General features: G+C 72.3%; 23 protein-coding genes. 13 read left to right on the forward strand and 10 right to left on the reverse strand.

Annotated features, from left to right (window positions below; translation table 11 throughout):
- Window positions 1–104: 104 nt before the first annotated feature.
- A complete protein-coding gene (locus tag ACIG5F_RS09265) occupies window positions 105–1,004 on the forward strand; it encodes an ABC transporter ATP-binding protein (protein WP_396516964.1) in 900 nt (299 codons plus the stop codon).
- Window positions 1,001–1,840, forward strand: coding sequence for an ABC transporter permease subunit (locus ACIG5F_RS09270; protein ID WP_396516966.1), 840 nt, complete (start codon window positions 1,001–1,003; stop codon window positions 1,838–1,840). Before ACIG5F_RS09265 ends, ACIG5F_RS09270 begins: the two co-directional genes overlap by 4 nt.
- 3 nt (window positions 1,841–1,843) lie before the next feature.
- On the opposite strand, the gene ACIG5F_RS09275 is transcribed toward ACIG5F_RS09270, so the two are convergent.
- Both ACIG5F_RS09275 and ACIG5F_RS09280 read right to left on the reverse strand, forming a co-directional pair.
- Complete coding sequence (locus ACIG5F_RS09275) at window positions 1,844–2,020, reverse strand: hypothetical protein (protein ID WP_396516967.1); 177 nt, start codon at window positions 2,018–2,020, stop codon at window positions 1,844–1,846.
- A 105-nt stretch (window positions 2,021–2,125) separates the two neighbouring features.
- Entirely contained in the window at window positions 2,126–2,350 is a 225-nt protein-coding gene (locus ACIG5F_RS09280; RefSeq protein ID WP_396516968.1) for a DUF2630 family protein, read from the reverse strand.
- Window positions 2,351–2,455: 105 nt separating this feature from the next.
- Between ACIG5F_RS09280 and ACIG5F_RS09285 the strand changes: the two genes are divergently transcribed.
- The 4 genes from ACIG5F_RS09285 to ACIG5F_RS09300 all read left to right on the forward strand — a co-directional run bounded on the left by ACIG5F_RS09285 (window position 2,456) and on the right by ACIG5F_RS09300 (window position 6,861).
- Window positions 2,456–3,688, forward strand: a complete 1,233-nt coding sequence (locus ACIG5F_RS09285) for a S1C family serine protease (protein WP_396516969.1) — start codon at window positions 2,456–2,458, stop codon at window positions 3,686–3,688.
- Between the two features lie 2 nt (window positions 3,689–3,690).
- Window positions 3,691–4,572, forward strand: a complete 882-nt coding sequence (mmuM, locus tag ACIG5F_RS09290; RefSeq protein ID WP_396516970.1) for a homocysteine S-methyltransferase — start codon at window positions 3,691–3,693, stop codon at window positions 4,570–4,572.
- A gap of 123 nt (window positions 4,573–4,695) precedes the next feature.
- Window positions 4,696–5,928 carry an MFS transporter gene (locus ACIG5F_RS09295; protein WP_396516971.1) on the forward strand — a complete coding sequence of 411 codons (1,233 nt, stop codon included), beginning with the start codon at window positions 4,696–4,698 and terminating at the stop codon, window positions 5,926–5,928.
- 111 nt (window positions 5,929–6,039) lie between these two features.
- A complete protein-coding gene (locus tag ACIG5F_RS09300) occupies window positions 6,040–6,861 on the forward strand; it encodes an NAD(P)H-binding protein (protein ID WP_396516972.1) in 822 nt (273 codons plus the stop codon).
- On the opposite strand, the gene ACIG5F_RS09305 is transcribed toward ACIG5F_RS09300, so the two are convergent.
- Window positions 6,858–8,075, reverse strand: a complete 1,218-nt coding sequence (locus ACIG5F_RS09305; protein WP_396516973.1) for a phytase — start codon at window positions 8,073–8,075, stop codon at window positions 6,858–6,860. The two genes, ACIG5F_RS09300 and ACIG5F_RS09305, sit on opposite strands and share 4 nt — an antisense overlap.
- Window positions 8,076–8,119: 44 nt before the next feature.
- Window positions 8,120–9,019: an NmrA family NAD(P)-binding protein gene (locus ACIG5F_RS09310; RefSeq protein WP_396516974.1), complete on the reverse strand. Its 900-nt coding sequence runs from the start codon at window positions 9,017–9,019 to the stop codon at window positions 8,120–8,122.
- A gap of 79 nt (window positions 9,020–9,098) precedes the next feature.
- Between ACIG5F_RS09310 and ACIG5F_RS09315 the strand changes: the two genes are divergently transcribed.
- Window positions 9,099–9,806: a TetR/AcrR family transcriptional regulator gene (locus tag ACIG5F_RS09315; protein WP_396516975.1), complete on the forward strand. Its 708-nt coding sequence runs from the start codon at window positions 9,099–9,101 to the stop codon at window positions 9,804–9,806.
- Here the strand turns inward: ACIG5F_RS09315 and ACIG5F_RS09320 are convergent.
- Window positions 9,803–10,576 (reverse strand): nuclear transport factor 2 family protein, encoded by a 774-nt coding sequence (locus tag ACIG5F_RS09320; protein WP_396516976.1) that lies wholly within the window; start codon window positions 10,574–10,576, stop codon window positions 9,803–9,805. The two genes, ACIG5F_RS09315 and ACIG5F_RS09320, sit on opposite strands and share 4 nt — an antisense overlap.
- Window positions 10,577–10,672: 96 nt before the next feature.
- Between ACIG5F_RS09320 and ACIG5F_RS09325 the strand changes: the two genes are divergently transcribed.
- From ACIG5F_RS09325 to ACIG5F_RS09335, 3 genes are all read left to right on the forward strand, one after another.
- On the forward strand, window positions 10,673–11,218 hold the full coding sequence (locus tag ACIG5F_RS09325) for a TetR/AcrR family transcriptional regulator (protein WP_396516977.1): 546 nt from the start codon (window positions 10,673–10,675) through the stop codon (window positions 11,216–11,218).
- A gap of 88 nt (window positions 11,219–11,306) precedes the next feature.
- Window positions 11,307–12,017, forward strand: a complete 711-nt coding sequence (locus ACIG5F_RS09330) for a class I SAM-dependent methyltransferase (RefSeq protein ID WP_396516978.1) — start codon at window positions 11,307–11,309, stop codon at window positions 12,015–12,017.
- A 3-nt stretch (window positions 12,018–12,020) separates the two neighbouring features.
- Window positions 12,021–12,974: an ABC transporter substrate-binding protein gene (locus ACIG5F_RS09335; RefSeq protein ID WP_396516979.1), complete on the forward strand. Its 954-nt coding sequence runs from the start codon at window positions 12,021–12,023 to the stop codon at window positions 12,972–12,974.
- Here the strand turns inward: ACIG5F_RS09335 and ACIG5F_RS09340 are convergent.
- A complete protein-coding gene (locus tag ACIG5F_RS09340; protein ID WP_396516980.1) occupies window positions 12,937–13,497 on the reverse strand; it encodes a TetR/AcrR family transcriptional regulator in 561 nt (186 codons plus the stop codon). The genes ACIG5F_RS09335 and ACIG5F_RS09340 overlap by 38 nt on opposite strands.
- Window positions 13,498–13,586: 89 nt before the next feature.
- On the opposite strand from ACIG5F_RS09340, the gene ACIG5F_RS09345 reads away from it, so the two are divergent.
- Both ACIG5F_RS09345 and ACIG5F_RS09350 read left to right on the forward strand, forming a co-directional pair.
- The gene (locus ACIG5F_RS09345; RefSeq protein ID WP_396516981.1) at window positions 13,587–14,438 is read left to right on the forward strand and encodes an LLM class flavin-dependent oxidoreductase; all 852 of its coding nucleotides are present in this window, start codon (window positions 13,587–13,589) and stop codon (window positions 14,436–14,438) included.
- A gap of 11 nt (window positions 14,439–14,449) precedes the next feature.
- Window positions 14,450–14,872 (forward strand): GNAT family N-acetyltransferase, encoded by a 423-nt coding sequence (locus tag ACIG5F_RS09350; protein WP_396516982.1) that lies wholly within the window; start codon window positions 14,450–14,452, stop codon window positions 14,870–14,872.
- Here ACIG5F_RS09350 and ACIG5F_RS09355 read toward each other — a convergent pair.
- Together ACIG5F_RS09355 and ACIG5F_RS09360 are read right to left on the reverse strand one after the other, a co-directional pair.
- A complete protein-coding gene (locus ACIG5F_RS09355; protein ID WP_396516983.1) occupies window positions 14,869–15,981 on the reverse strand; it encodes a methyltransferase domain-containing protein in 1,113 nt (370 codons plus the stop codon). The two genes, ACIG5F_RS09350 and ACIG5F_RS09355, sit on opposite strands and share 4 nt — an antisense overlap.
- A 46-nt stretch (window positions 15,982–16,027) precedes the next feature.
- Entirely contained in the window at window positions 16,028–16,549 is a 522-nt protein-coding gene (locus ACIG5F_RS09360; RefSeq protein ID WP_396516984.1) for a hypothetical protein, read from the reverse strand.
- Window positions 16,550–16,722: 173 nt separating this feature from the next.
- Here ACIG5F_RS09360 and ACIG5F_RS09365 point away from each other — a divergent pair, with 173 nt between their 5' ends.
- Window positions 16,723–19,659 (forward strand): BTAD domain-containing putative transcriptional regulator, encoded by a 2,937-nt coding sequence (locus ACIG5F_RS09365; protein WP_396516985.1) that lies wholly within the window; start codon window positions 16,723–16,725, stop codon window positions 19,657–19,659.
- Here ACIG5F_RS09365 and ACIG5F_RS09370 read toward each other — a convergent pair.
- Together ACIG5F_RS09370 and ACIG5F_RS09375 are read right to left on the reverse strand one after the other, a co-directional pair.
- Window positions 19,653–19,934 (reverse strand): type II toxin-antitoxin system RelE/ParE family toxin, encoded by a 282-nt coding sequence (locus tag ACIG5F_RS09370; RefSeq protein ID WP_396516986.1) that lies wholly within the window; start codon window positions 19,932–19,934, stop codon window positions 19,653–19,655. The two genes, ACIG5F_RS09365 and ACIG5F_RS09370, sit on opposite strands and share 7 nt — an antisense overlap.
- Window positions 19,931–20,227 (reverse strand): hypothetical protein, encoded by a 297-nt coding sequence (locus ACIG5F_RS09375; RefSeq protein ID WP_396516987.1) that lies wholly within the window; start codon window positions 20,225–20,227, stop codon window positions 19,931–19,933. Before ACIG5F_RS09375 ends, ACIG5F_RS09370 begins: the two co-directional genes overlap by 4 nt.
- Window positions 20,228–20,310: the final 83 nt, after the last annotated feature.

A 20,310-nucleotide genomic window follows, 5' to 3' on the forward strand; every position in this document is an offset into this window, starting at 1 on the left:
TCTGTCATGAAGGGCCCCTTACTGACGTTGAACGTCAGTAAGGGGCCCTTCATGACGTTGGTTTGCTGAGAGTGCTGTCAGGCGTGGGGCTGCACCCTGCAAGCGTGATCGAAGTCAACGGAGTGACCAAACGCTACGGCGAGCGGGTCGCGGTGGACAACCTGACGTTCACTGTCCGACCGGGCGCGGTGACCGGCTTTCTCGGCCCGAACGGGGCCGGCAAGTCGACCACCATGCGCATGATTCTCGGCCTCGACCGGCCGACCTCCGGCGATGTGCTGGTCAACGGCAAGCACTACGCCGAGCACACCGCACCGCTGCGCGAGGTCGGGGCGCTGCTGGAGGCCAAGGCCGTCCACACCGGACGGTCCGCGTACCACCATCTGCTGGCCATGGCGCTGACCCATGGCATTCCCCGCAAACGCGTGGACGAGGTGATCGACCTGGTGGGGCTGCGCGAGGTGGCCCGCAAGCGGGTCGGCGGCTTCTCGCTGGGCATGGGGCAGCGGCTCGGGGTGGCTGCCGCGCTGCTCGGCGACCCGGCGACGCTGCTGCTGGACGAGCCGGTCAACGGCCTCGATCCGGAGGGCGTGCGCTGGATCCGCAACCTGCTGCGCTCGCTGGCGGCCGAGGGCCGCACGGTGTTCGTCTCGTCACACCTGATGAGCGAGATGGCGCTGACCGCCGACCACCTGATCGTCGTGGGCAAGGGCAAGCTGATCGCCAACGCCTCCATGGACGAGTTCACCAACGTCGGCAGCAGCGTCCGGGTCCGCACCCAGGAGGCGCCCCGGCTGCGGGACCTGCTCGTCGGCCCGGACGTCACTGTCGACGTCGTGGAGCCGGGCGTGTTGCAGGTGCAGGGCCTGGACGGGTCCGCGATCGGGCGGGTGGCCCGTGATCACTACATCGCCCTCGACGAGCTCATGCCCGTCACTGTGTCGTTGGAGGAGGCGTTCATGGACATGACCAAGGACGCGGTCGAATACCGGGAGGCGTCATGACCGCCGTCGCTGTCGACAAGCCCGTTCTCGAGCGGGCCGAGCTGCCCGGGGACATCCGGGTCACGCTGCCGAGGCTGCTGCGCTCGGAATGGTCCAAGTTCTGGTCGCTGAGATCGTCCTACTTCGCGCTCGGCGGCCTGGTGCTGGCCATGATCGGCTTCGGGGCGCTGTTCTCGGCCGTGACCGCCAACCAGTACCCGGACATGTCGCGCGTGCAGCAGGCGGCGGTGGATCCGGCGCAGGTCAGCCTGCGCGGCTACGTCATCGCCCAGCTGGTCATCGGCGTGCTCGGCGTGCTGGTGGTGACCGGCGAGTACGGCACCGGCATGATCCGCTCCAGCATCGCCGCCGCCCCCCGCCGCTGGCCGGTGCTGGTGGCCAAGGCCGCCGTGTTCGCCGGCATCACGCTGGTCGTCACCGAGATCGCGGCGTTCGGCGCGTTCTTCGTGGGGCAGGCGTTCCTGGACGGCCAGGGCATCGGCACCACGCTGGCCGCCGACGGAGTGCTGCGGGCCGTCGTCGGCACCGGGCTGTACCTGACTGTGGTCGGCCTGGTCGGCACCGGCATCGGTTTTGTGCTGCGCAGCACCGCCGGCTCCGTGGCCACCGTGTTCGGGCTGCTGCTGGTGCTGCCGGTGCTGGGCCAGGCCCTGCCGGCCAGTTGGGGCGACAACATCAACCCGTACCTGCCCAGCAACGCCGGGCAGCAGCTGCTGGTCGTGCACCCCGACGCCGCCGCGACCCTGAGTCCATGGGCCGGATTCGCCGTGTTCTGCGGGTACGCCCTCGCGGCCCTGCTGGCCGGCGGCTACCTGCTCCGGCGTCGGGACGCGTGAGCCCTACGAAGGTCGTCGGTTGGCCCAGGAGTCGCCGAGCAGGATCAGCCCGGCCAGCGCCACCGGCACCAGCGCGAACACCGCCAGGTCGCTGATGACCAGCACGACCGCCACGATCACCAGCGGCACGACCGCCAGGAAGCAGAACGGGTCGAGGGGCCCGAACCGGTTACCGGCCATGGTCCGCTCCGGCGGCGTTGAGGGTGACGATCACACCGTGACAGTAGCGACACCTTCCTGAGGCCGCGCAGCCGCATTGGGTTCCCACACTCGGCGCACTGTCGGTCACTGTTGGTAGTGCTGCACCTCCTGCGGGGAGCGGACCCCGGCCTCGTCGGGGTTCTGCCCGAACTCCTCGCGGGCCCGCCGCTGCCGCAGCAGGTCCCAGCACTGGTCGAGCTCGGCCTCGACCTGCGCCAACCGCGTGTGGTCAGGCTCGTGGTGGCCGCGGAGCTTGTGCTCCTCGTCGACCAGCGCCTTGACCCGTCCCAGCACATCGCCGTCGTCCATGAGCACATTCTTACCCGAGCCTTGACAGGCTGCGCTCAGGCTCTCCTCAGGAAAGCGAGGTGTAGTGGAGGGGCAAGCTCGTGGACGGTGTCGAGGAGAAGGCTGATGACCCAGCCCTACGGTTACCCGCAGATGCCGGAACAGGGCGGTTACTACGGCTACCAGTACCAGCCGCCGCCTCCCCCGCCGCCGCCCCGGCGGACCGGGCGCACCGTGCTGACGGTGGCGCTGGCGGTCGCGGCCGGCGTGGCGCTGGGCGCGGCCGCGGGCGACTACCTCCCGACCTTGTTGAACGGCCAGGCGTCCCAGCAGCCCTCGGTGCAGACGTACGTGCCGCCGAACCAGCCGGGCAACACCGCGCCGCAGTCGCCGGCCGACACCTCCGGGGTGGCGGCCAAGATCGACCCGGCGTTGGTGGACATCAACACCACCCTCGGCTTCCAGCAGGCCCAGGCGGCCGGCACCGGCATCGTGCTGAGCGCCGACGGGCTGGTGCTGACCAACAACCACGTCATCAACGGCGCCACCGAGATCAGCGCGGTCGACATCGGCAACGGCAAGACCTACAGCGCGACCGTGGTCGGCTACGACCGCTCGCACGACGTCGCCGTGATCCAGTTGCAGAACGCCTCCGGCCTGACCACGGCCCCGATCGGCAGCTCCGCCGGCGTGGCCGTCGGCGACTCGATCGTCGGCATCGGCAACGCCGGCGGCGTCGGCGGCGCGCCCAGCGTGGCCGGCGGCACCGTGACGGCGCTGAACCAGTCGATCACCGCCTCCAGCGAGGACGGCACGTCCGAGCAGCTCACCGGCCTGATCCAGGTCGCCGCCGACATCCAGCCCGGCGATTCCGGCGGCCCCCTCGTCAACGCGGCCGGGCAGGTCATCGGCATGGACACGGCGGCGTCGCAGGGCTTCCAGATGGATCGCGGCGGGCAGGCCACCGGCAGCGGCCAGGGCTTCGCCATCCCCATCGACCAGGCGATCTCCATCCAGAAGCAGATCAGCGCCCACCAGGCCAGCGCGACCGTGCACATCGGCGACTCGGCGCTGCTGGGCGTGCAGGTCCAGCAGTCGGCGAGCACCCGGGGCCGCCGCACCCAGGCCACCAACGGCGCGATCGTGTCCGGCACGCTGTCCGGGTCGCCGGCCGAGGCCGCCGGCATCGTCGCCGGCGACGTCGTGACCTCGATCAACGGGCAGGCCGTGGACTCGCCGAACACCCTGACCAACCTGCTCACCACCTTCCACCCCGGCGACCGGGTCACCGTCGGCGTGCTGACCGCCAGCGGACAGCAGAGCGTCGCCGTGACCCTGGTGAAGGGGCCGGCGCAGTAGCGATGCCGTTCACCCTGGACGCGACGACCGTGCTCGACGGCGGCCTGTCCAACCAGCTGGCCGCCGCCGGCCACGACCTGTCCGACGGGTTGTGGTCGGCACGGCTGCTCCGCGACGACCCCGACGCGATCCTGGCCGCGCACCGGGCGTACTACGAGGCCGGCGCCGACATCGCCACCACCGCCAGCTACCAGGCCTCCGAGCTCGGCTTCGGCGACGAGGCCCCGGAACTGCTGCGGCTCAGCGTCCGGCTGGCCCGGCAGGCCTCCTTCCAGGCCGACGTCGACGACCGCCGGTTGTGGGTCGCCGCTTCCGTCGGCCCCTATGGCGCCGTGCTGGCCGACGGCTCCGAATACCGGGGCCGCTACGGGCTTTCCGTGCGGGAGCTCGTCGACTTCCACTGGCCCCGCCTGGACGCCCTGGCCTCGGCCGCGCCCGATGTGCTGGCCCTGGAGACCATTCCCGACATCGACGAGGCCGAGGCCCTGCTCACGATCATCGCCGGCAGCGGCGTTCCGGCCTGGTTGTCGTACAGCATCTCCGGCTCCACCACCCGCGCCGGGCAGCCGCTGACCGAGGCCTTCGCCCTGGTGCGGGACGTGCCTGAGATCCTCGCCGTCGGCATCAACTGCTGCGACCCCCTCGACGCCGCTGCCGCCGTGCCGCTGGCCGCAGCCGTCACCGGCAAACCCGTTGTCGTGTATCCCAACAGCGGCGAAGGCTGGGACCCTGTCGCCCACTCCTGGGACGGCCGCCCCACCTTCTCCGCCTCGGCCGTCCCCGGCTGGATCGCCGACGGCGCAAGGCTTGTCGGCGGCTGCTGCCAACTCGGCCCCGCCGACATCGCCGCCATCTCCCGTGAGACGCTCGCCTCTCCGGCGTGACTGCGACGATCGGGGCATGTCGGCGGTTCATGCCGGACCATCCTTTCCACGAAGCCTGGCGGAACCGGTTTTCGTCGCTACGCTGGCCGCGACCTGTCGCGCGAGGCGAAATGAGGCGGCACCATGGTCGAGCGGGACACCGGCGTTCTCGATGACGCCGCGCGGACGCGGCTCGGCCGGTTCGGCGTGCTGCTGCTGGCCGTCAACCTGGGCTGGGCGCTGCCGTCGGCGGCGGCCACCACGCTGCTCCAGGCGCTGCTCGCGCGGCAACACGGGCCGGACAAGGCGACCTGGCTGGCGGTGATCACCACCGTCGGCGCCGTGGTCGCGGTCGTCGCCATGATCGTGGCCGGCGCGTGGTCGGACCGCACCAGGGGCCGTTTCGGCCGTCGCTATCCCTGGATGGTCGGCGGCACGCTGACCGCCGCGGTCGGGCTCGCGCTCACCGGGGTCGCGCCGCCGGGGCCGTTGCAGATCCTGACTTTCGTGCTGTTCCAAGGCGGATTGAACGCCATGCTGGCCGCCGCGGGCGCGCTGGTGCCCGACCGTGTCGCCCGGACATCGCTGGGGAAGGCGTCGGCCTACACCGGATTTGGCTATCTGCTCGGCAACATGGCGGGCGGGTTCGTGGCCGCCGCCTTCATCGGCGATCCGGCCGTCGGCCTGGCGGTCGTACCCTGGACCATGGTCATCGCCGTGCTGGCGATGGTCTTTCTGGTCGCGCCGCAACGGATCGAGCGCGACCCGAGGAGCTCGGCGTCGGCCGTGCTGCGAACGCTCCACCCGCCGCGTGACCGGGACTTCGCGCTGGTCTTCTTCGGACGGTTCGCGGTGGTCCTGGGCCTCATGGTGATCGTCTTCTACCAGCTCTACATCTACACCGACTTCCTGCACGTCGACGCGGCGCAGGCGGCCGCCGACATCGCGGCCGGCGGCCTGCTGCTCGGCGTGGTGGCGCTGCTCGCGACGGTCGGCGGCGGCCTGCTGTCGGACCGGCTGGGCCGGCGGCGGCCGCTCGTCGTGATCGCCTCGCTGCTCGTGGCCGCCAGCGCCGTGCCGACGGTAGTCGCGCCCGGGGTCCCCAGCCTCATGGTCCTCTACGTGCTTGCCGGCGCCGGTTTCGGCATGTACCTGTCGGTGGACCAGGCCCTGATGGTGGAGGTGCTGCCGACCGTTGGTGGCGAGGCGAAGGAACTCGGGATGCTCAGCATCGCCAACAGCGCGCCGTCCGTGGTCGCCCCGGTGCTGGCCACCCTGACGGTCGGGCTGTTCGGCTTCCGCGCCCTGTTTCTGCTCACGGTCATCCTCGCCGGTGTCGGCGGACTGTGCGTCGCCGCCGTCCGTCGGGTGCGATAAAAGCGAGCCTTGGTCGAGTTCTCCTTGGCGTCACGGCGAAGCGGTGACGAATCCCGGCGTCGCGTGTACGGTGCGGGCCAGGAACGATCTCCAAGCATTCCGGGGGGAAGCATGATCGTCGTTGCTGGCGCGACCGGGAACGTCGGCCGCGAAGTCGTCCGCCAGTTGGCCCAGACCGGCCAGCCGGTGCGGGCTTTGACCAGGGATCCGGCCAAGGCCGCGGTGCCGGCCGGCGTCACGGCCGTGGCCGGCGACCTGGGCGATCCGGCGTCGCTGCGGCCCGCCTTGGCCGGGGCCACCGCGGTCTTTCTGCTCAGCGGCTACTCGCCGGACATCTTCACCGAGGCGTCGCGGGCCGGCGTGCGACGCGTGGTGCTGATGTCCGGCGGCTCGGCCGAGACCGGCGACCGGTCCAACGCCGTCGCCGGCTACATGATCGAGACCGAGGCCGCGCTGCGGGCCTCCGGCCTGGGCTGGACCATGGTGCGGCCGCGGATGTTCATGACCAACGCCCTCCAGTGGGCCGACCAGGTTCGGGCCGGCGTGGTGCGCGCCCCGTGGGCGGACGTGCCCTCGGCGGTCGTCGACCCGGCCGACATCGCCGCCGTGGCCGTGCAGGCGTTGGTGTCGGCCGACCACGAGGGCCGCGAGTACCCGGTCACCGGGCCGGAGGCCCTGCGCCCCGGCGACCGGGTGCGGATCCTGGCCGAGGCCCTCGGCCGCGAGATCCGCTACGAGCCCCAGCCCGACGACGAGGCCAGGGCCGAGATGCTCACCCAGATGCCGCAGCCCTACGTCGACGCCTTCTTCAGCTTCTACTCCGACGGAAAGCTCGACGAGGCAACGCTTTTCCCCACGGTCATCGACGTGACCGGCCGCCCGCCCCGGACCTTCGCCGACTGGGCCCGGGCCAACGCCGACCGCTTCCGCTAGCGGGCCAGCACGTCCTCCAGCCGCACGAACGCGAATCCGGTCGTCGGCAGGTTGTCGCCGGCGGCCGGGCGGCGTTCGCCGTCGTGCACGACCAGCAGGCCGTGCGGGAAGTCGCGGCCGAGGTAGGCGGTGCTGATCGCGGAGCCGTCGGAGTGCTCGACGGAGTCGGTGCCGCGGCCGGCGACGATCCGCAGGTCGCGGACGTCGTGGCCGTAGACGACGAACCGGGAGTCGCCCTGGCTGGAGGCGAACAGGGTCGAGCCGGCCATGGCCAGGCCTTCGGCGTCGGCCTCCAGCCACGTGCCGCCGAAGCCGGGGTCGGCGCCGGCCGGCACGCACTGCTCCGTGGCGGCATCCCACCGCATGGGCACGCCGTAGGAGCGGACCCGGTCGACCAGTTCGGGGCGGCCGAAGCCCTTGGGGGACACGGGAATGCGCCAGATGCCGACGTCCTCTTGCGCGGCGTAGAGCGCCCGGCCGTCGAACACCGAGCCCTCCGACTGCGGCCCCTCGCCCGGCTTCTCGCACGGCGACCAGGTCGCGCCGTTGGGCAGCCGGAATGACGCCGGCAGGTCCACGGTCGAGATCGGGGCGGTGCCGACCGTGCCGTCCGGCTTGTCGACGAGCCGCAGCAACGCGACCCGGGTCTCGTGCCGCTGGGTCACGGCCACCCAGCGAACGCCGGAGAACGGGTCCCGGCCGGCGGCGAGGCCGTAGGCCGTCCGCTGATCGTCCACATCGGACTCCGACGCCGAGAACACCGGCGCGGCCAGCGGATCCGTCACCTCCCGCAGCACGTGCGAGCCGGCCGCCGAACCCGCCGGGTCGATCCGGTACACCCGGATCCGGTCCCGGCCGCGGTCGCTCACCACCGCCAGATCGCCGACCACATCGACGTTGTTGAACCTCCCCGGCGCCGAGTCCGGCCCCGGCGCCGGCGGGGCCGCCACGATCTGCGACGTCCGGGCGTGCAGGTCGAACGCCGCCAGGCCGCCCTCCTTGAGCGTGCCGAGCACCACGCTGCGCTCCGGGTTGCGCGGATGCACCCAGATCGCCGGGTCGTCCGCGTCGGCGTTGGCCGGGGTCGCGCCCGGGTCGTCGACGAACGACTGGGTCTGGGCCACTGGCGACGGGGACCGCGGCGCGGCGGCAGCGGCGGGCACGGCCGTCAGCAGGGCGAAGGCGGCCACGGCCGCCGGCAGGAGTCTGCGCACGCCCGGAACCTAGCCAGCGCGGGTAGCCGGAAAGTGAACAGCGATCAGGTGTGCTCGGCGCGGATGGCGGCCGCGCCCGACTCGGCCAGCCAGTCGGCGAGCGTGCGCAAACCGGGGTGGATCACCCGCAACGCCTCGATGTCGGCGTGCCAGCGTTGGCCGGCCAGCCAGCGCTCCCGGGTGCGGGCGATGTCGGGGCTGATCGCGGCGGCCTCCTCGGCGGTGAGCTGCTCGTAGCGGACCGGCAGGCCGGTGGCCGCGCTGATCGCCGCCGCGGCGGCGACCGGGGTCGGCTCGTCGCCGGCCAGTTCCAGGGTGCGGCCGGCGAACCGGGCCGGATCGGCGAAGGCCAGCGCGGCGAACTCGGCGATGTCCTCCAGGGCGATGACCTGCATGGGTTCGTGCGGCGGGAACAGGTGGCGGTGCACCCCGCCGACGATGCCGTCGATGCTGAACACGCCGGCGCGCAGATAGTTGGTCATGAACCGGACCGGGCGCAGCACGGTGGCCAGCTCGATGTGATCACGCAGGTACTGCTCGATCTGCGCCTTGCCGCTGTTGGCCGGGGCGGGCGGCGAGGTCGAGGCGACGGTGCTGAACACGACCTGGTCGACGCCCGCCTTGGCCGCGGCGTCGATCAGCGCACGGCCGCGGGCGGCTTCGAGGTCGGTCTGAGGCCCGGTCGGCCGGAAGGTCACGGGCGGCACGGCGAACACGGCGGCGACGCCGTCGAGCGCGGGCGGCAGGCTCGCCGGATCGTCGAAGTCGCCGCGCACCAGCTGCGCGCCTTCGGCGGCCAACGCGGCCGCGGCGGCGGCGGTCGTGTCGCGGACCAGGGCCCGCACCGGCTTTCCCGCGGCCAGCAGTCGCCGGGCGGTGGCGCCGCCCTGCTTGCCGGTCGCGCCGGTGACGAGGATCGGGTCGGTGCGGCTTGTCGTTGTCATGGCGTCCGTTCCGGAGGAGGTGGATACTTCAACCGGAATGATCGGCCCGTTTTTTCGCCGTCGACAAGGATTTCGTGACATGACCGTGCCCCGCGCCGACGCCCGCCGCAACCGCGAAGCGGTGCTGCGCACGGCCGCCGCCATGTTCGCCGAGGACGGCCTCGACGTGTCGCTCGGCCGGATCGCCCAGCGCGCGGGCGTGGGCGCGGGCACCGTCTACCGGCACTTTCCCAGCAAGGACGCGCTGGTCGAGGCGGTGCTGGTGCAGCACCTGGACGGCTTGGTCGCCGCCGCCGACCGGTGGGCCGTCCGCGCCGCGCCGGCCGACGCGCTGATCGGGTTCCTGCTGGAGGTGATCGAGAAGTCGATGGGCAGCCAACCCGTGTGCGACGCGGCCACCGCCGACCACAGCTGGCCGCACGCCGCGCTCGCCGCCGCACAGCAACGGTTCCGGGCCGCCCTGGGACGCCTGCTCGCGAACGCCAAGCGAGCCGGCGTCGTGCGGGGCGACGTGCAGGTCGACGACTTGTCCGCGCTTGCCGTCGGCGGGGCCTCGATCCGTGGGGTGCATCGGAACAAGGCCCGCGGCGTCCGCCTGGTGCGGGTGCTGCTGGACGGCCTGATCGTCACGCAACAGGCCGCCTTTCGTGACGGGCCGCGTCACGAAACCGGCCGCCACTGCGCCGAGTGCGGCTCCCCGCTCCAGCTCCACGGAACCGGACGCCCCGCCCGCTTCTGCGGCCCCACCTGCCGCCAACGCGCCCGCCGCCGCCGTGTCGCCAGCTAACCGAGGACGGCTTCGGCGGCCAGGATGTTCACGTAGTCCCGGAAGCGGGTGATCTGCCCGGCGCGAACCGTCAGCACGACGATGTTGGGCAGCGCGAAGTCGGCCCCGACGGCCTCCTGCTCGACGACGATCGTGTCGGGATCGCCGGTGTCGTGGATCGCGAGCGTGCGGTAGCGCCGGTAGGTGACGGCGGGCCACATGGCCGTGGTCCACCGCATGATCTCGTCGCGGCCGCTCAGCCGGGAGGGCAGGCCGGGGCGGGTGAACGGGAACTCGTGGACGGCGTCGGCCGCGTAGAGGCTCGCGAGGGTCTCCGCGGACTGGTCGATGACGGCCTGTCGGAACTGCTCCAGCACATCGCGAGGCCCGGCCCCGCCCAGCGGCGCCCGGCGGGCGGTGATCTTGCGGTGGCTGATCCGCCAGCCGCCCGGCCCCCGGGTGACCACGTCGTCGTAGACGGCGCTGCCGACGGTTCCGCCGGCCAGGATGCCGATGCCCTTGGACCGGACCCGGGCCGTGACCTCGTCGACCGCGGTGATCACGATGTTGGTGACGTGATGCCCGACCGGATTGGCCGGCCCCAGGGCCAACGCGGCCTCCCGGATGGCGGCGACGCCGTGCAGCGGGGCGCCGCCGTAGTCGCTGGCGTCGTAGACGACGTCGGGGGTGAACAGCTCGTCCAGCCGGTCCAGCTCGCCGGCGTCGACCAGGTGGCCGTGCCGGTTGACCAGGTCGTCGATGTCGATCCGGTCCTGCGCGGTCAGCGTCATGGGGCCGCCCTCCGGCGAGTAAGGTGGGACACAGTCCGGTTAGCTGGGCACGGTAACGGACTGTGTCCCCGGTTAGCAACGTCATAGGTGGCGCCGATGCGGGCCGATGCCCGTCGCAACTACGAGCGGCTGCTGGAGCAGGCCCGGATCGCCTTCGCCGAGTCGGGCGTGGAGGCCTCGCTGGACGAGATCGCCCGGCGGGCCGGGGTGGCCAGCGGCACCCTGTACCGGCATTTCCCCACCCGCCTCGACCTGGTGCGGGCGGTCCTGGCCGGGCAGCTGGCCGAGCTGACCGACCTCGGCCGCGGCCTGCTGACCGCCGGGGACGAGTTCGAGGCCCTGGCCACCTGGTTGCGAGCCACCGTCAGCCACGGCCTCACCTACCGTGGCCTGGCCGCCGCGGTGATGAGCGCGTCGGTCGACGCCGACGAGGTCGCCAACTGGCACGCCGACCTGTTCGAGGTGGGGGCCTCGCTGCTGGATCGGGCCTGGCAGGCCGGGGCCATCGTGGCCGTGGACGAGGCCGACGTGCTGAAGATGGTGGGCGCGATCGCCTGGGCCACCCAGGACGCCCCCGACCGAGAGGCCCAGGCCGGTCGCATGCTCACGGTGATCCTGAACGGCCTGCGACCGCGACACTGAGGGCGGCAACTTGTTCCGTGACTCGGCTGATTCGGTGACGCGAGGACGAATTGCTGCGGCGGCGCGGCGGGCCCGCCATGCTGCTGGCGTGTCGCACGCATTCGGGTCGGTGGCCGAGGCATACCACCGGTGGCGGACGGCGGTCCCGTACGCCGCGCTGGACTGGCTGGTGCCGCAGCCGTGCCGCCGGGCGGTGGAACTGGGCGCGGGCACGGGGATCCAGACGCCCCGGCTGGCGCGGTTGGCCGACGAGGTGCTGGCGGTGGAGCCGGACCCGCAGATGCGCGCGGCCTTTCGGGTCGACGGTGTGAAGCTGCTGGCCGGCTCGGCCGAGGACATCCCGGTCGAGGACGGCGGGGCCGACCTGGTGATCGCCCTCGAGTCGTGGCACTGGTTCACGCAGCCACAGGCCTCGCGCGAGGTGGCCCGGGTGCTCAGGCCGGGCGGAACCCTTGCCGTGGCGTGGAATCTGCCCGAGCTGGCCGACGACTGGACCGCCGAGTTCTGGCGTCCGGTGACCTCCGCGCACGACGAGAGCCGCCGCCCGGGCCGGCTGATCCTGGCCGCCGACGCCCCGTTCACCACGCCCCGGTACCGGGTGGTCCGCTGGACCTCACGCCGCCCGGCCGACGACTTCGTCGCCCTGCTCGGCACGTACAGCCAGGTCATCGCCATGGATCCGGTGCAGCGCAAGGAATTCCTCGACCGCCAGCGGTCGCTGCCGCCGGCCGGCCCGGATGGCGTGGTCGAGGCCCGGTTCTCCACGATCTGCTGGCGCACCGTCCACAAGGGAGAGTGAGTCATGCGCCGACTGCCGCTGCTGGCCCTGGCGCTTCTGGTCCTCGCCGGCTGCGGCCTGCTCAACGGCGGCGCGGCCGAGCCGCCGCGCGGCGCCGGCGAGACGGTCGTCCGCGTCGGCGTGATGCAGGTGATCGACACCGCCCCGTTCTACCTGGCCATGAACAAGGGCTACTTCCGGGACGAGCACCTCTCGGTGCAGATCACGCCGACCAAGAGCGGCACCGACAGCCTGCCGCTGCTGGCCGGCAACCACATCGACATCGGCTTCGGCAACTGGGCCACCCTGTTCCAGGCGCAGGCCAACGGCACCGGCGACTACCGCGTCCTGGCCGACGGCTCGCAGGGCGGCCCGCACGTGCAGATCGTCGCCACCCGGCCCGACTCCGGCATCCACACCGCCAAGGACCTCGCCGGCCGCACCGTCAGCAGCAACGCCCCCAACGACATTCCGCTGCTGGCGCTGAAAGCCATCCTCCAGGCCGATGGCGTCGACCCGACCACCGTGAAGACGCCGATCGTGCACCACGCCGACACCCCGGCCGCCTTGGCCGGCAAGGAAGTCGACGCCGCGCTGCAACTGGAGCCGTTCATCACCATCGCCCGCCACCAGGTCGGCGCGGTGCCGGTCGTCGACCTCTTCGGCCCCGGCCCCGCCCACGATCTGCCCATCGCCGGCTACTTCGCCCTGTCCACGTTCACCCAGGAGCACCCCGACACCGCCGCCGCGTTCCGCCGGGCGCTCGAACGCGGCGCCGCCGACGCGCAGAACACTGTTGCCGTGCAACAGATCCTGCCGACCTTCGTGTCCGGCGTCACCGCCGACATCGCCAAGGAGGTCGCGATCCCCGTGTTCCCGCGGTCGGTGTCCCGCGACCGTTTGCAGCGGGTCGCCGACCTGATGCTGACCTACGGCCAGCTCAAGGCTGCGCTGGACGTGGGGCGGCTAGTCCAGTGACCAGCAGCTGGGCCAGCCGCCGGGCGTCGTAGCGGTCGTCGTCCTCGGCCCCTACGCAGAGGTTGCCGACGCCGCGCATCAGCTCGTACGCCGTGATGTCGGCCTGGATCTCGTCGGCCGCCGCGTCCAGCAGCGCGGTGCACACGGGCAGCAGCCGGTCGAGGAAATATGTGTGCAGCGGCTGGAAGTCCTCCGTGTGCAGGACGCCAGCCAGGCCGTGCTTGGTGACGAGGAAGTCGACGAACAGGTCGATCCACCGGCCCAGCGCGGCGTGCGGGGAGTCGGCCGCCGCGAGCAGGGCCGGGCCGGCCTCGGCGCAGGCCTCCACCTGGTGCCGGTAGACCGCGATGATCAGGTCGGCGCGGGTGGGGAAGTGCCGGTAGATGGTGCCCATGCCGACGCCGGCCGCCGCCGCGATGTCCCGCACCGGCGCGTCCACGCCGGACCGCACGAACACCTCGGCGGCCGCGTCGAGCAGCGTCTGCTGGTTGCGCTGGGCGTCCGCCCGCTTGGACCGAGTCACCGCGTTCCTCTCTTGCTAAACGGAACGTCGCTCCGCTACGTTTGTGGAGCAACGTTCCGTTTAACCAGTGTGCCACCGGGAGGCCCCTGATGCCTCGGTTCGGAATCATGACCGCCCCGCAGCAGGTCGACTACGCCGACCTGGCCCGCGTCTGGCGGGAGGCCGACGACGTGCCCGTGATCGAGCACGCCTGGCTGTTCGACCACCTCATGCCCATCGCCGGCGACCCCGCCGGCCCCATCTTCGAGGGCTGGACCCTGCTGTCCGCGCTGGCCGCCCAGACCCGCCGGCTGCGCCTGGGCCTCATGGTCACCAGCAACCGCTTCCGCCCGCCAGCCGTGCTGGCCAAGATCGCCACCACCGTCGACGTCGTCTCCGGCGGCCGCCTCGACTTCGGCATCGGCGTCGGCTCGCGGCCCGACCACCCCCTGGCCCGGCGCGAGTACGACGGCCACGGCCTGCCCTACCTCGGCTCCGCCGACGCCGTCGCCCTGCTCGGCGAGTCCCTCACCGTCATCCGCCGCCTGTGGACCGAGGCCGAGCCGTTCGACTTCGCCGGCGACCATGTCCGCCTCACCGGCGCCTACGGCAACCCCAAGCCGGTCCAGCGCCCCCATCCGCCCATCCTCGTCGGCGGCCGCTCCTCGGCCACGCTGCGACTGGTCGCCGAGCACGCCGACCTCTGGAACATCCCCGGCGGCGACATCGAGGACGTCACCAAGCGCAGCCGCCTGCTCGACCGCTACTGCACGGAAATCGGCCGCGACCCCGCCGCCGTCACCCGCTCGATCTTCCTGCCCGTCGCCTACGACCGCCCCGCCGACACCCGTGGCGCGATCAAACAGGCCGTCGACGCCGGCTTCGAGCACCTCGTCCTCGGTCTGCCCACCCCCTACCCCGACCGCGTCGCCCACTGGGTCGCTGAGGAACTCATCGCCTAGGGTTGCCGGCCGTGGACGAACCGGTGATCGGCCCCGAGACGGGGATAGCGCTCGACGAGCTGCTGGCGCTCTACGCGGCGGTGGGCTGGACGGCCTACACCGACCATCCCGAGGTGCTGCGGGCCGGCATCGCCGGATCGTCCTATGTGGTCACCGCCCGGCTCGGCGGCCGCCTGGTCGGCCTGGCCCGGGCCATGTCCGACGACGCCACCATCTGCTATCTCCAGGACGTCCTCGTGCATCCGGACGCCCAGCGCCGGGGCCTCGGCCGGTCCCTGGTGCTGGCCGTGCTCGACCGCTACCGGTCGACACGGCAGAAGGTGCTGCTCACCGACGACGAACCGGCCCAGCGCGCCTTCTACGAAAGCCTCGGCTACGCCGAGATCCGCGACTTCGGCCCCGGCACGCTCCGCGCGTTCGTGAGGTTCGACTAGAGGGTCACGCCGCGGCGGATGACGTAGGTGTAGCTCTCCCACTCGGAGCCGGCCATGTCGTCGGGCGCGGCCGCGACGACGTCGGAGCCGCAGTGCGCGAACAGGAGGCGGACCAGGGCGGGGTCGACGCCGAACATCTCCATGCCGCCGTCGTCGCGGCCCTGGGCGGGCTCGGTCGGGGCCGGAGTCTCCACCGGCGCGGCCACCGGGGCTGGCGCCGGGGCGGACGCGACGACCTCGACGGGCAGCCGGACGGAGGCGCCGCCGGCCTCGGCGAACCAGGAAACGGCCTCCTGCACCAGATCCAGCTCCAGGACGTAGTGGCCGGGCTCGTCGGGAGCGGCCACCGGCACCTGCATCTCGACCGACGAGCCGGGCGCGAGGTCGTGCGGGATGTCGGTGCGGCCGTCGTTCCACCGCACCGGCTCGCCGTCGCGGAGCCAGTGGTTGCCCAAGCGGATGAGCTGCCCGGCCGGCCACAGCGTGGAACTGGTGTTGGTGACCTTGGCGTGCACGGCGATCGACTGCCCGGCGCCGACGGACCGCGGCGCGCCCAGGGGTTCGATGTGGGCGCGCATCGCGTCGTGGGTGAGCTCGGACGGCTTGTTGGGCCGCGCCGGCATCTGGAGCACGAGCACGCCGCCGGGCTTGGTCACCCGGTGCAGCTCGACCAGGCAGGCCAGCTGCACGGCCGGCGGCGAGTGCTGGATGGAGATCAGGCTGACCACGGAGTCGAACGACTCGTCGTCGAACGGCAGCCGCTGGCCGTCGTAGGCCGTGAAGGAGACCCGGTCGGGGAAGCGGTTGATGCGCACCGCCTCGTCGACCATGGACTGGGCGATGTCCACGCCGACCACGGTGTCGACGTGGGCGGCCAGGCCGTTGCTCAGCCGCCCCGCGCCGCAGCCGAAGTCGAGGGCCCGGTCGCCGAGCGAGAGCCCGGCCGCCTCGGCCAGGTCGCGCACCCGCTGGATCGGGCCGGCCGCGGTGGCCAGGAACTCGTCGGTGTCCCAGCCGCCGTGCCGGCGCTCGGGGTCGGTGAGCACCGCCCACCGCGGGTCGACGCGCCCGAGGTTCTCCCAGGTCGACTTCAGCCTGTCCAGTGCCATGCCGCTGATGGTATTTCGCGCCGTCGGCGGCATGGCGTCCGGGCTGTCAGCCGGCCAGGCAGTCGTGCGCGTCCACCGACTGCACGGCCATGCCGACCACGTGCCCGTCCCGCACCCCGAACACGTACTGGTTGGCCGGGTTCTCCTTGGTCGGCACGGTGTACTGGATGACGGAGTTGTGCGGCCCGGACACCGCGTCCGGGTATGCCGCGCGGACCTCGTCCTCGGTGGAGCCGACCTTGACGCCCTCGGGGGTGTGCGCGCCCGGGGCGGTGCCCGGCACCGAGTAGACGCCGTACCTGGTGGACATGATCAGGACCGGGCCGGCGGAGTAGGCCCAGTTGTAGCCGCGGCACAGGTCGGTGCCGCCGACCGGGGAGCCGACCTTGCCGGTCGCCTTGGCCTGGGCCACGCTCATGCCCACCTTGATCGGGCCGTAGCCGTCGGGCCCCAGCACCGAGCTGTCCACCGCCGCGGCCGGCACGGCGTTCACGAGCGCGAACGTCGCGACCCCCAGTGCCGCCGCGACGCCGGACGCCGCGCCGGCCCGAACCGGAGTGAAACGCATGGGTGTGTCCTTTCCGAACTGATCATGTGCTCTTGCCCCGACTCGACGCCGGGCGGGCGGGACTGGTTGCACCACCGGTCACAGCGGTCACGTTTCCCGTCGGCCATCACATACAGTTCGCCGACAACGGTGCCGCCGGCATCGTCCTGCGGCCGCCGCGGCAGGGAGGGCATGTGCAGATCGGTCTGCTCGGCGACGTCCACGTGCGGGTGGACGGCCGTGACGTGCCGCTGGGCCCGCGCCAGCGTCGGCTGATGTTCGCGGTGCTGGCCTGGGAGGTGAACCGGGTGGTGCCGCTGGACCGCCTGGTCGAGCTGGTGTGGCCCGTGTCACCGCCCGGCCGCGCGGCCCACGCCGTCCAGGTCGGGGTGTCCGACCTGCGGACCCGGCTGGCCGGGCTCGGGCTGGAGCTGGAGACGCACGGGGCCGGCTACCTGCTGCGGGTGGACCCGCCGCTGATCGACGTGCACCGGTTCACGTCCTTGGTCACGCGTGCGAGCCGGCTCGACTCCGATGCCGAGCGGGTGTCGCTTCTGGACGAGGCGTTGGGGCTGTGGCGTGGGCCGGCGCTGGCCGATGTCGCCGAGGACGTGACCCGCCAACGGTTGTGCGCCGGCGTCGAGGAGACGCGGCTGGCGGCGATCGAGGACCGGGCGGCGGCCCGCTCGCGGCTCGGCCGGCACGAGGAAGTCGTCGACGAGCTGACGGAGCTGGTGCGGGAGTACCCTGCGCGGGAACGACTGGTGTGTCAGCTCGCCCGCGCGCTGGCCGGCCTCGGCCGGGTCGAGGAGGCGCTGGATGTGGTGCAGCGCACCAGAACCTGGCTGGCCGACGAGTTGGGGCTCGACCCCAGCGTGGACTTGCGGCAACTGGAGGCGGAGCTGCGGCCGCCGCTGATGTTGCCGCCCGCGACCGGATTCACCGGCCGGGCCGAGCACATCGCCGCGCTGGACGCCGCGACCACGGTCGGCGAGGGCAGTTTCGCCGTGCGGATCGCCGCTGTCGTCGGCACTGCCGGCGTCGGCAAGACCGCCCTGGTGTCGCACTGGGCGCACCTGCGGCGGGACCGGTTCCCGGACGGGCAGCTCTACCTGGACATGCGCGGCTATTCCTCGGATCCGCCGCTGACCGCCGAGCAGGCGCTGATGCGCTTCCTGCGGACGCTGGGCGTGCCGCCGACGGAGATGCCCGCCGATCTCGCCGACGCCGCCGGCGTGTTCCGGACCCGCTTGAACGGCCGGCGAATGCTTGTCGTGCTGGACAACGTGGCCGGCGTGGACCAGGTGCGACCGCTGATCCCCGGCGATCCCGGCTGCGCGGTCGTGGTCACCAGCCGGGACCGGATGGACGGGCTCGTCGCGCTCAACAGCGCCATCCGCGTCTCGCTGGACGTGCTCACCCCGGACGAATCCGCCGAGTTGCTGGGGGAATGGGCCGATCCCGACCTGGCACAGGCCTGCGCGCACCTTCCGTTGGCACTTCGGATGGCCGCCGCCCACCTGCGCGACAATCCCGACAGGACAGTCGAGGAGTACGTGCGGGAGCTGCGTGGCCTCGACGACGCCGTGCGGTCCGCGTTCGAACTGTCCTACAGCTCCCTGAAACCCGAGAACCAGCGGATGTTCCGGCTGCTGGGCCTGTTGCCCGGCCCGGACGTCACGGTCGAGTCCGCCGCCGCGCTGGCCGAGTGCCCGCCCAAGGAGGCGGGGCGGCTGCTCGATCGGCTCGCCGGCGCCCACCTCGCCACCCAGCACGTGCACCGGCGGTACTTCCTGCACGACCTGCTCTCGCGGTACGCCCGGGAGCAGTGCGAGGCCGAGGAAAGCGCCGCCGAGCGCGCCGCCGCGGTTGATCGGCTCACCCGGTTGCACCTGGCCTCGGCCGCGGACGCCGTGGAGCTGCTCTATCCGTACATGCTGCGCCTGCCAAGGGATTCCGGTCAACCGAACCGGTTCGCCGACTCGGCCACCGCCCTGGCCTGGCTGGACGCCGAACGCGCCAACCTGGTGGCGACCGCCCTGCACGGCCCGCGGCCGGCCAGTTGGCTGCTGGCCGACGCTCTCCGTGGCTACTTCTACCAATATCGAGAGTTCACCGACTGGTTCGCCGTCGCCAGGGCCGGTTCGGCCGCGGCCGAAGAGTCCGGCGATCGGCAGGGCCAGGCCGCGATGCGCTTCAGCCTTGCCCTGGCCCATCAGGCGTGCAACGAGTACGAGGCGGCGATCGAGCACTATCTGGCTTCGCTGCGCCTGTCCGAGGCCGTCGGCTGGGGCGCGGGCGAGGCGTCCGCGTTCATCAACCTCGGTCTGATCGACGAGGTCCGTGGCGACCTCCGGCAGGCCGCCGAGCGCTACGCCGAGGGGTACCGCCGCAGCCCCACCCGTCAGCTCCAGGCCGCCACGCTGGTCAATCTCGGCTCCGTGCAAGCACAACTGGGCCGGCTCGCCGAGGCCGGCCGGCACCTCGCCGCCGCCCTGGAGATCAACCTCGACCTCGGCTCCCGGCACGGCGAGGCCGACACCCGGTTCTACCTCGGCGCCGTCGCCCACCTTCGTGGCGACCACGACATCGGCCTGGCCCAGGTCACCTCCGCGCTGGCGTACTACCGGGAGATGGGCCGCATCAACGACGAGGCCGAGACCCTCACCCTGCGCGCCCGTGTCTACTGTGGACTCTCCCGTGGCTCCGACGCCCTCGCCGACGCCCGCGCCGGTCTCGACCTCGCCCGCCGGGCCGGCGACCGCCACACCGAGTGCGAGGGCGTCACCGCCGTCGCCCAGGCTCTCTACCTCCTCGGCCGCCTCGACGAGGCCGCCGCCGCGTTCGACCAGGCCCTGGCCATCGCCGACGCCGTCGACGCCGGCTACCTCAAGTGCCTGGCCCTGATCGGCAGCTCCGAGACCCTCCACCGCCTCGGCCGGCCCAACGCTGCCACCCATGCCCGGCAGGCCCGGGAGATGGCCGCCACCGCCGGCTACCGCCTGTTCGAGGGCCTCGCCCTCGCCGCCCTCGCCACCGCCACCGCGGACCCCGCCCTCCAGGCCCAAGCCGCCGCCATCCTCGCGGAGACCGGCCTCGTGCACGGCTGGGAATCCGGCTCTGCTCAGTGACCGCGGTAGGCGTCGCGCCGATGCAGGATGCTTCGCACTGTGACCACCCTGCGATTGTCATCGATCACGTACAACACGCGATATTCGCGCATCACGCGGGCGGAGAAGACTCCGCTCAGCGGGGCATCCAATTCCTTTCCGACCCTGTGGGGATTCGTGGCAAGAGGGCCGGCGAGGAAGTCGGTCACCCCCATGACCACGTCCAACGGGAGGTGTTCGGTCAGCGCGCGACGGGCCGAGCGAGTCAGGTCAACGGAGAAGGGCTGATCGGTCACTGACCCTCACGAGCCGCGCGTTCCGCCACCAACGCCCGTATGGCGTCGATGCCGTGCACAACGGGTTCCCGATCGGCGAGGTCGCGTATCGCGTCGGAATCCGACAGCACCTCGATCGTTTCCCGCAAGCGGTCCAGTTCGCCGGAGGGCACGACATCGGCCACGTGCTCGCCATGGGCGATCACAGCCACTGTCTCGCCACGTTCGGCGCGTCGGACGGCTTGCTCCCACAGAGATGCCTGTCTTGTGGCAGCGTGCAGCTCATCCACAGACAGGCTGACAGGCTCGCTCATACCTTCGAGGTTACCGGACGACGTAGTGCGGAGTACAGGAACCTTGCCGCGCCCGCGTGCGGCTGCCCCCGGTTCCGACCTGC

Source organism: Kutzneria sp. NPDC052558 (assembly GCF_044547355.1).
Classification (GTDB): domain Bacteria; phylum Actinomycetota; class Actinomycetes; order Mycobacteriales; family Pseudonocardiaceae; genus Kutzneria.

Bases quoted from the DNA above. Each gene is read 5' to 3' on its own strand.
- ACIG5F_RS09320 (WP_396516976.1), bottom strand. From the start codon at position 10,576: ATGACGCTGACCGCGCAGGACCGGATCGACATCGACGACCTGGTCAAC.
- ACIG5F_RS09360 (WP_396516984.1), bottom strand. From the start codon at position 16,549: ATGCGTTTCACTCCGGTTCGGGCCGGCGCGGCGTCCGGCGTCGCGGCG.
- mmuM (WP_396516970.1), top strand. From the start codon at position 3,691: ATGCCGTTCACCCTGGACGCGACGACCGTGCTCGACGGCGGCCTGTCC.
- ACIG5F_RS09375 (WP_396516987.1), bottom strand. From the start codon at position 20,227: ATGAGCGAGCCTGTCAGCCTGTCTGTGGATGAGCTGCACGCTGCCACA.
- ACIG5F_RS09345 (WP_396516981.1), top strand. From the start codon at position 13,587: ATGCCTCGGTTCGGAATCATGACCGCCCCGCAGCAGGTCGACTACGCC.
- ACIG5F_RS09310 (WP_396516974.1), bottom strand. From the start codon at position 9,019: ATGACAACGACAAGCCGCACCGACCCGATCCTCGTCACCGGCGCGACC.
- ACIG5F_RS09325 (WP_396516977.1), top strand. From the start codon at position 10,673: ATGCGGGCCGATGCCCGTCGCAACTACGAGCGGCTGCTGGAGCAGGCC.
- ACIG5F_RS09300 (WP_396516972.1), top strand. From the start codon at position 6,040: ATGATCGTCGTTGCTGGCGCGACCGGGAACGTCGGCCGCGAAGTCGTC.
- ACIG5F_RS09335 (WP_396516979.1), top strand. From the start codon at position 12,021: ATGCGCCGACTGCCGCTGCTGGCCCTGGCGCTTCTGGTCCTCGCCGGC.
- ACIG5F_RS09295 (WP_396516971.1), top strand. From the start codon at position 4,696: ATGGTCGAGCGGGACACCGGCGTTCTCGATGACGCCGCGCGGACGCGG.
- ACIG5F_RS09355 (WP_396516983.1), bottom strand. From the start codon at position 15,981: ATGGCACTGGACAGGCTGAAGTCGACCTGGGAGAACCTCGGGCGCGTC.
- ACIG5F_RS09315 (WP_396516975.1), top strand. From the start codon at position 9,099: ATGACCGTGCCCCGCGCCGACGCCCGCCGCAACCGCGAAGCGGTGCTG.
- ACIG5F_RS09285 (WP_396516969.1), top strand. From the start codon at position 2,456: ATGACCCAGCCCTACGGTTACCCGCAGATGCCGGAACAGGGCGGTTAC.
- ACIG5F_RS09275 (WP_396516967.1), bottom strand. From the start codon at position 2,020: ATGGCCGGTAACCGGTTCGGGCCCCTCGACCCGTTCTGCTTCCTGGCG.
- ACIG5F_RS09280 (WP_396516968.1), bottom strand. From the start codon at position 2,350: ATGGACGACGGCGATGTGCTGGGACGGGTCAAGGCGCTGGTCGACGAG.
- ACIG5F_RS09270 (WP_396516966.1), top strand. From the start codon at position 1,001: ATGACCGCCGTCGCTGTCGACAAGCCCGTTCTCGAGCGGGCCGAGCTG.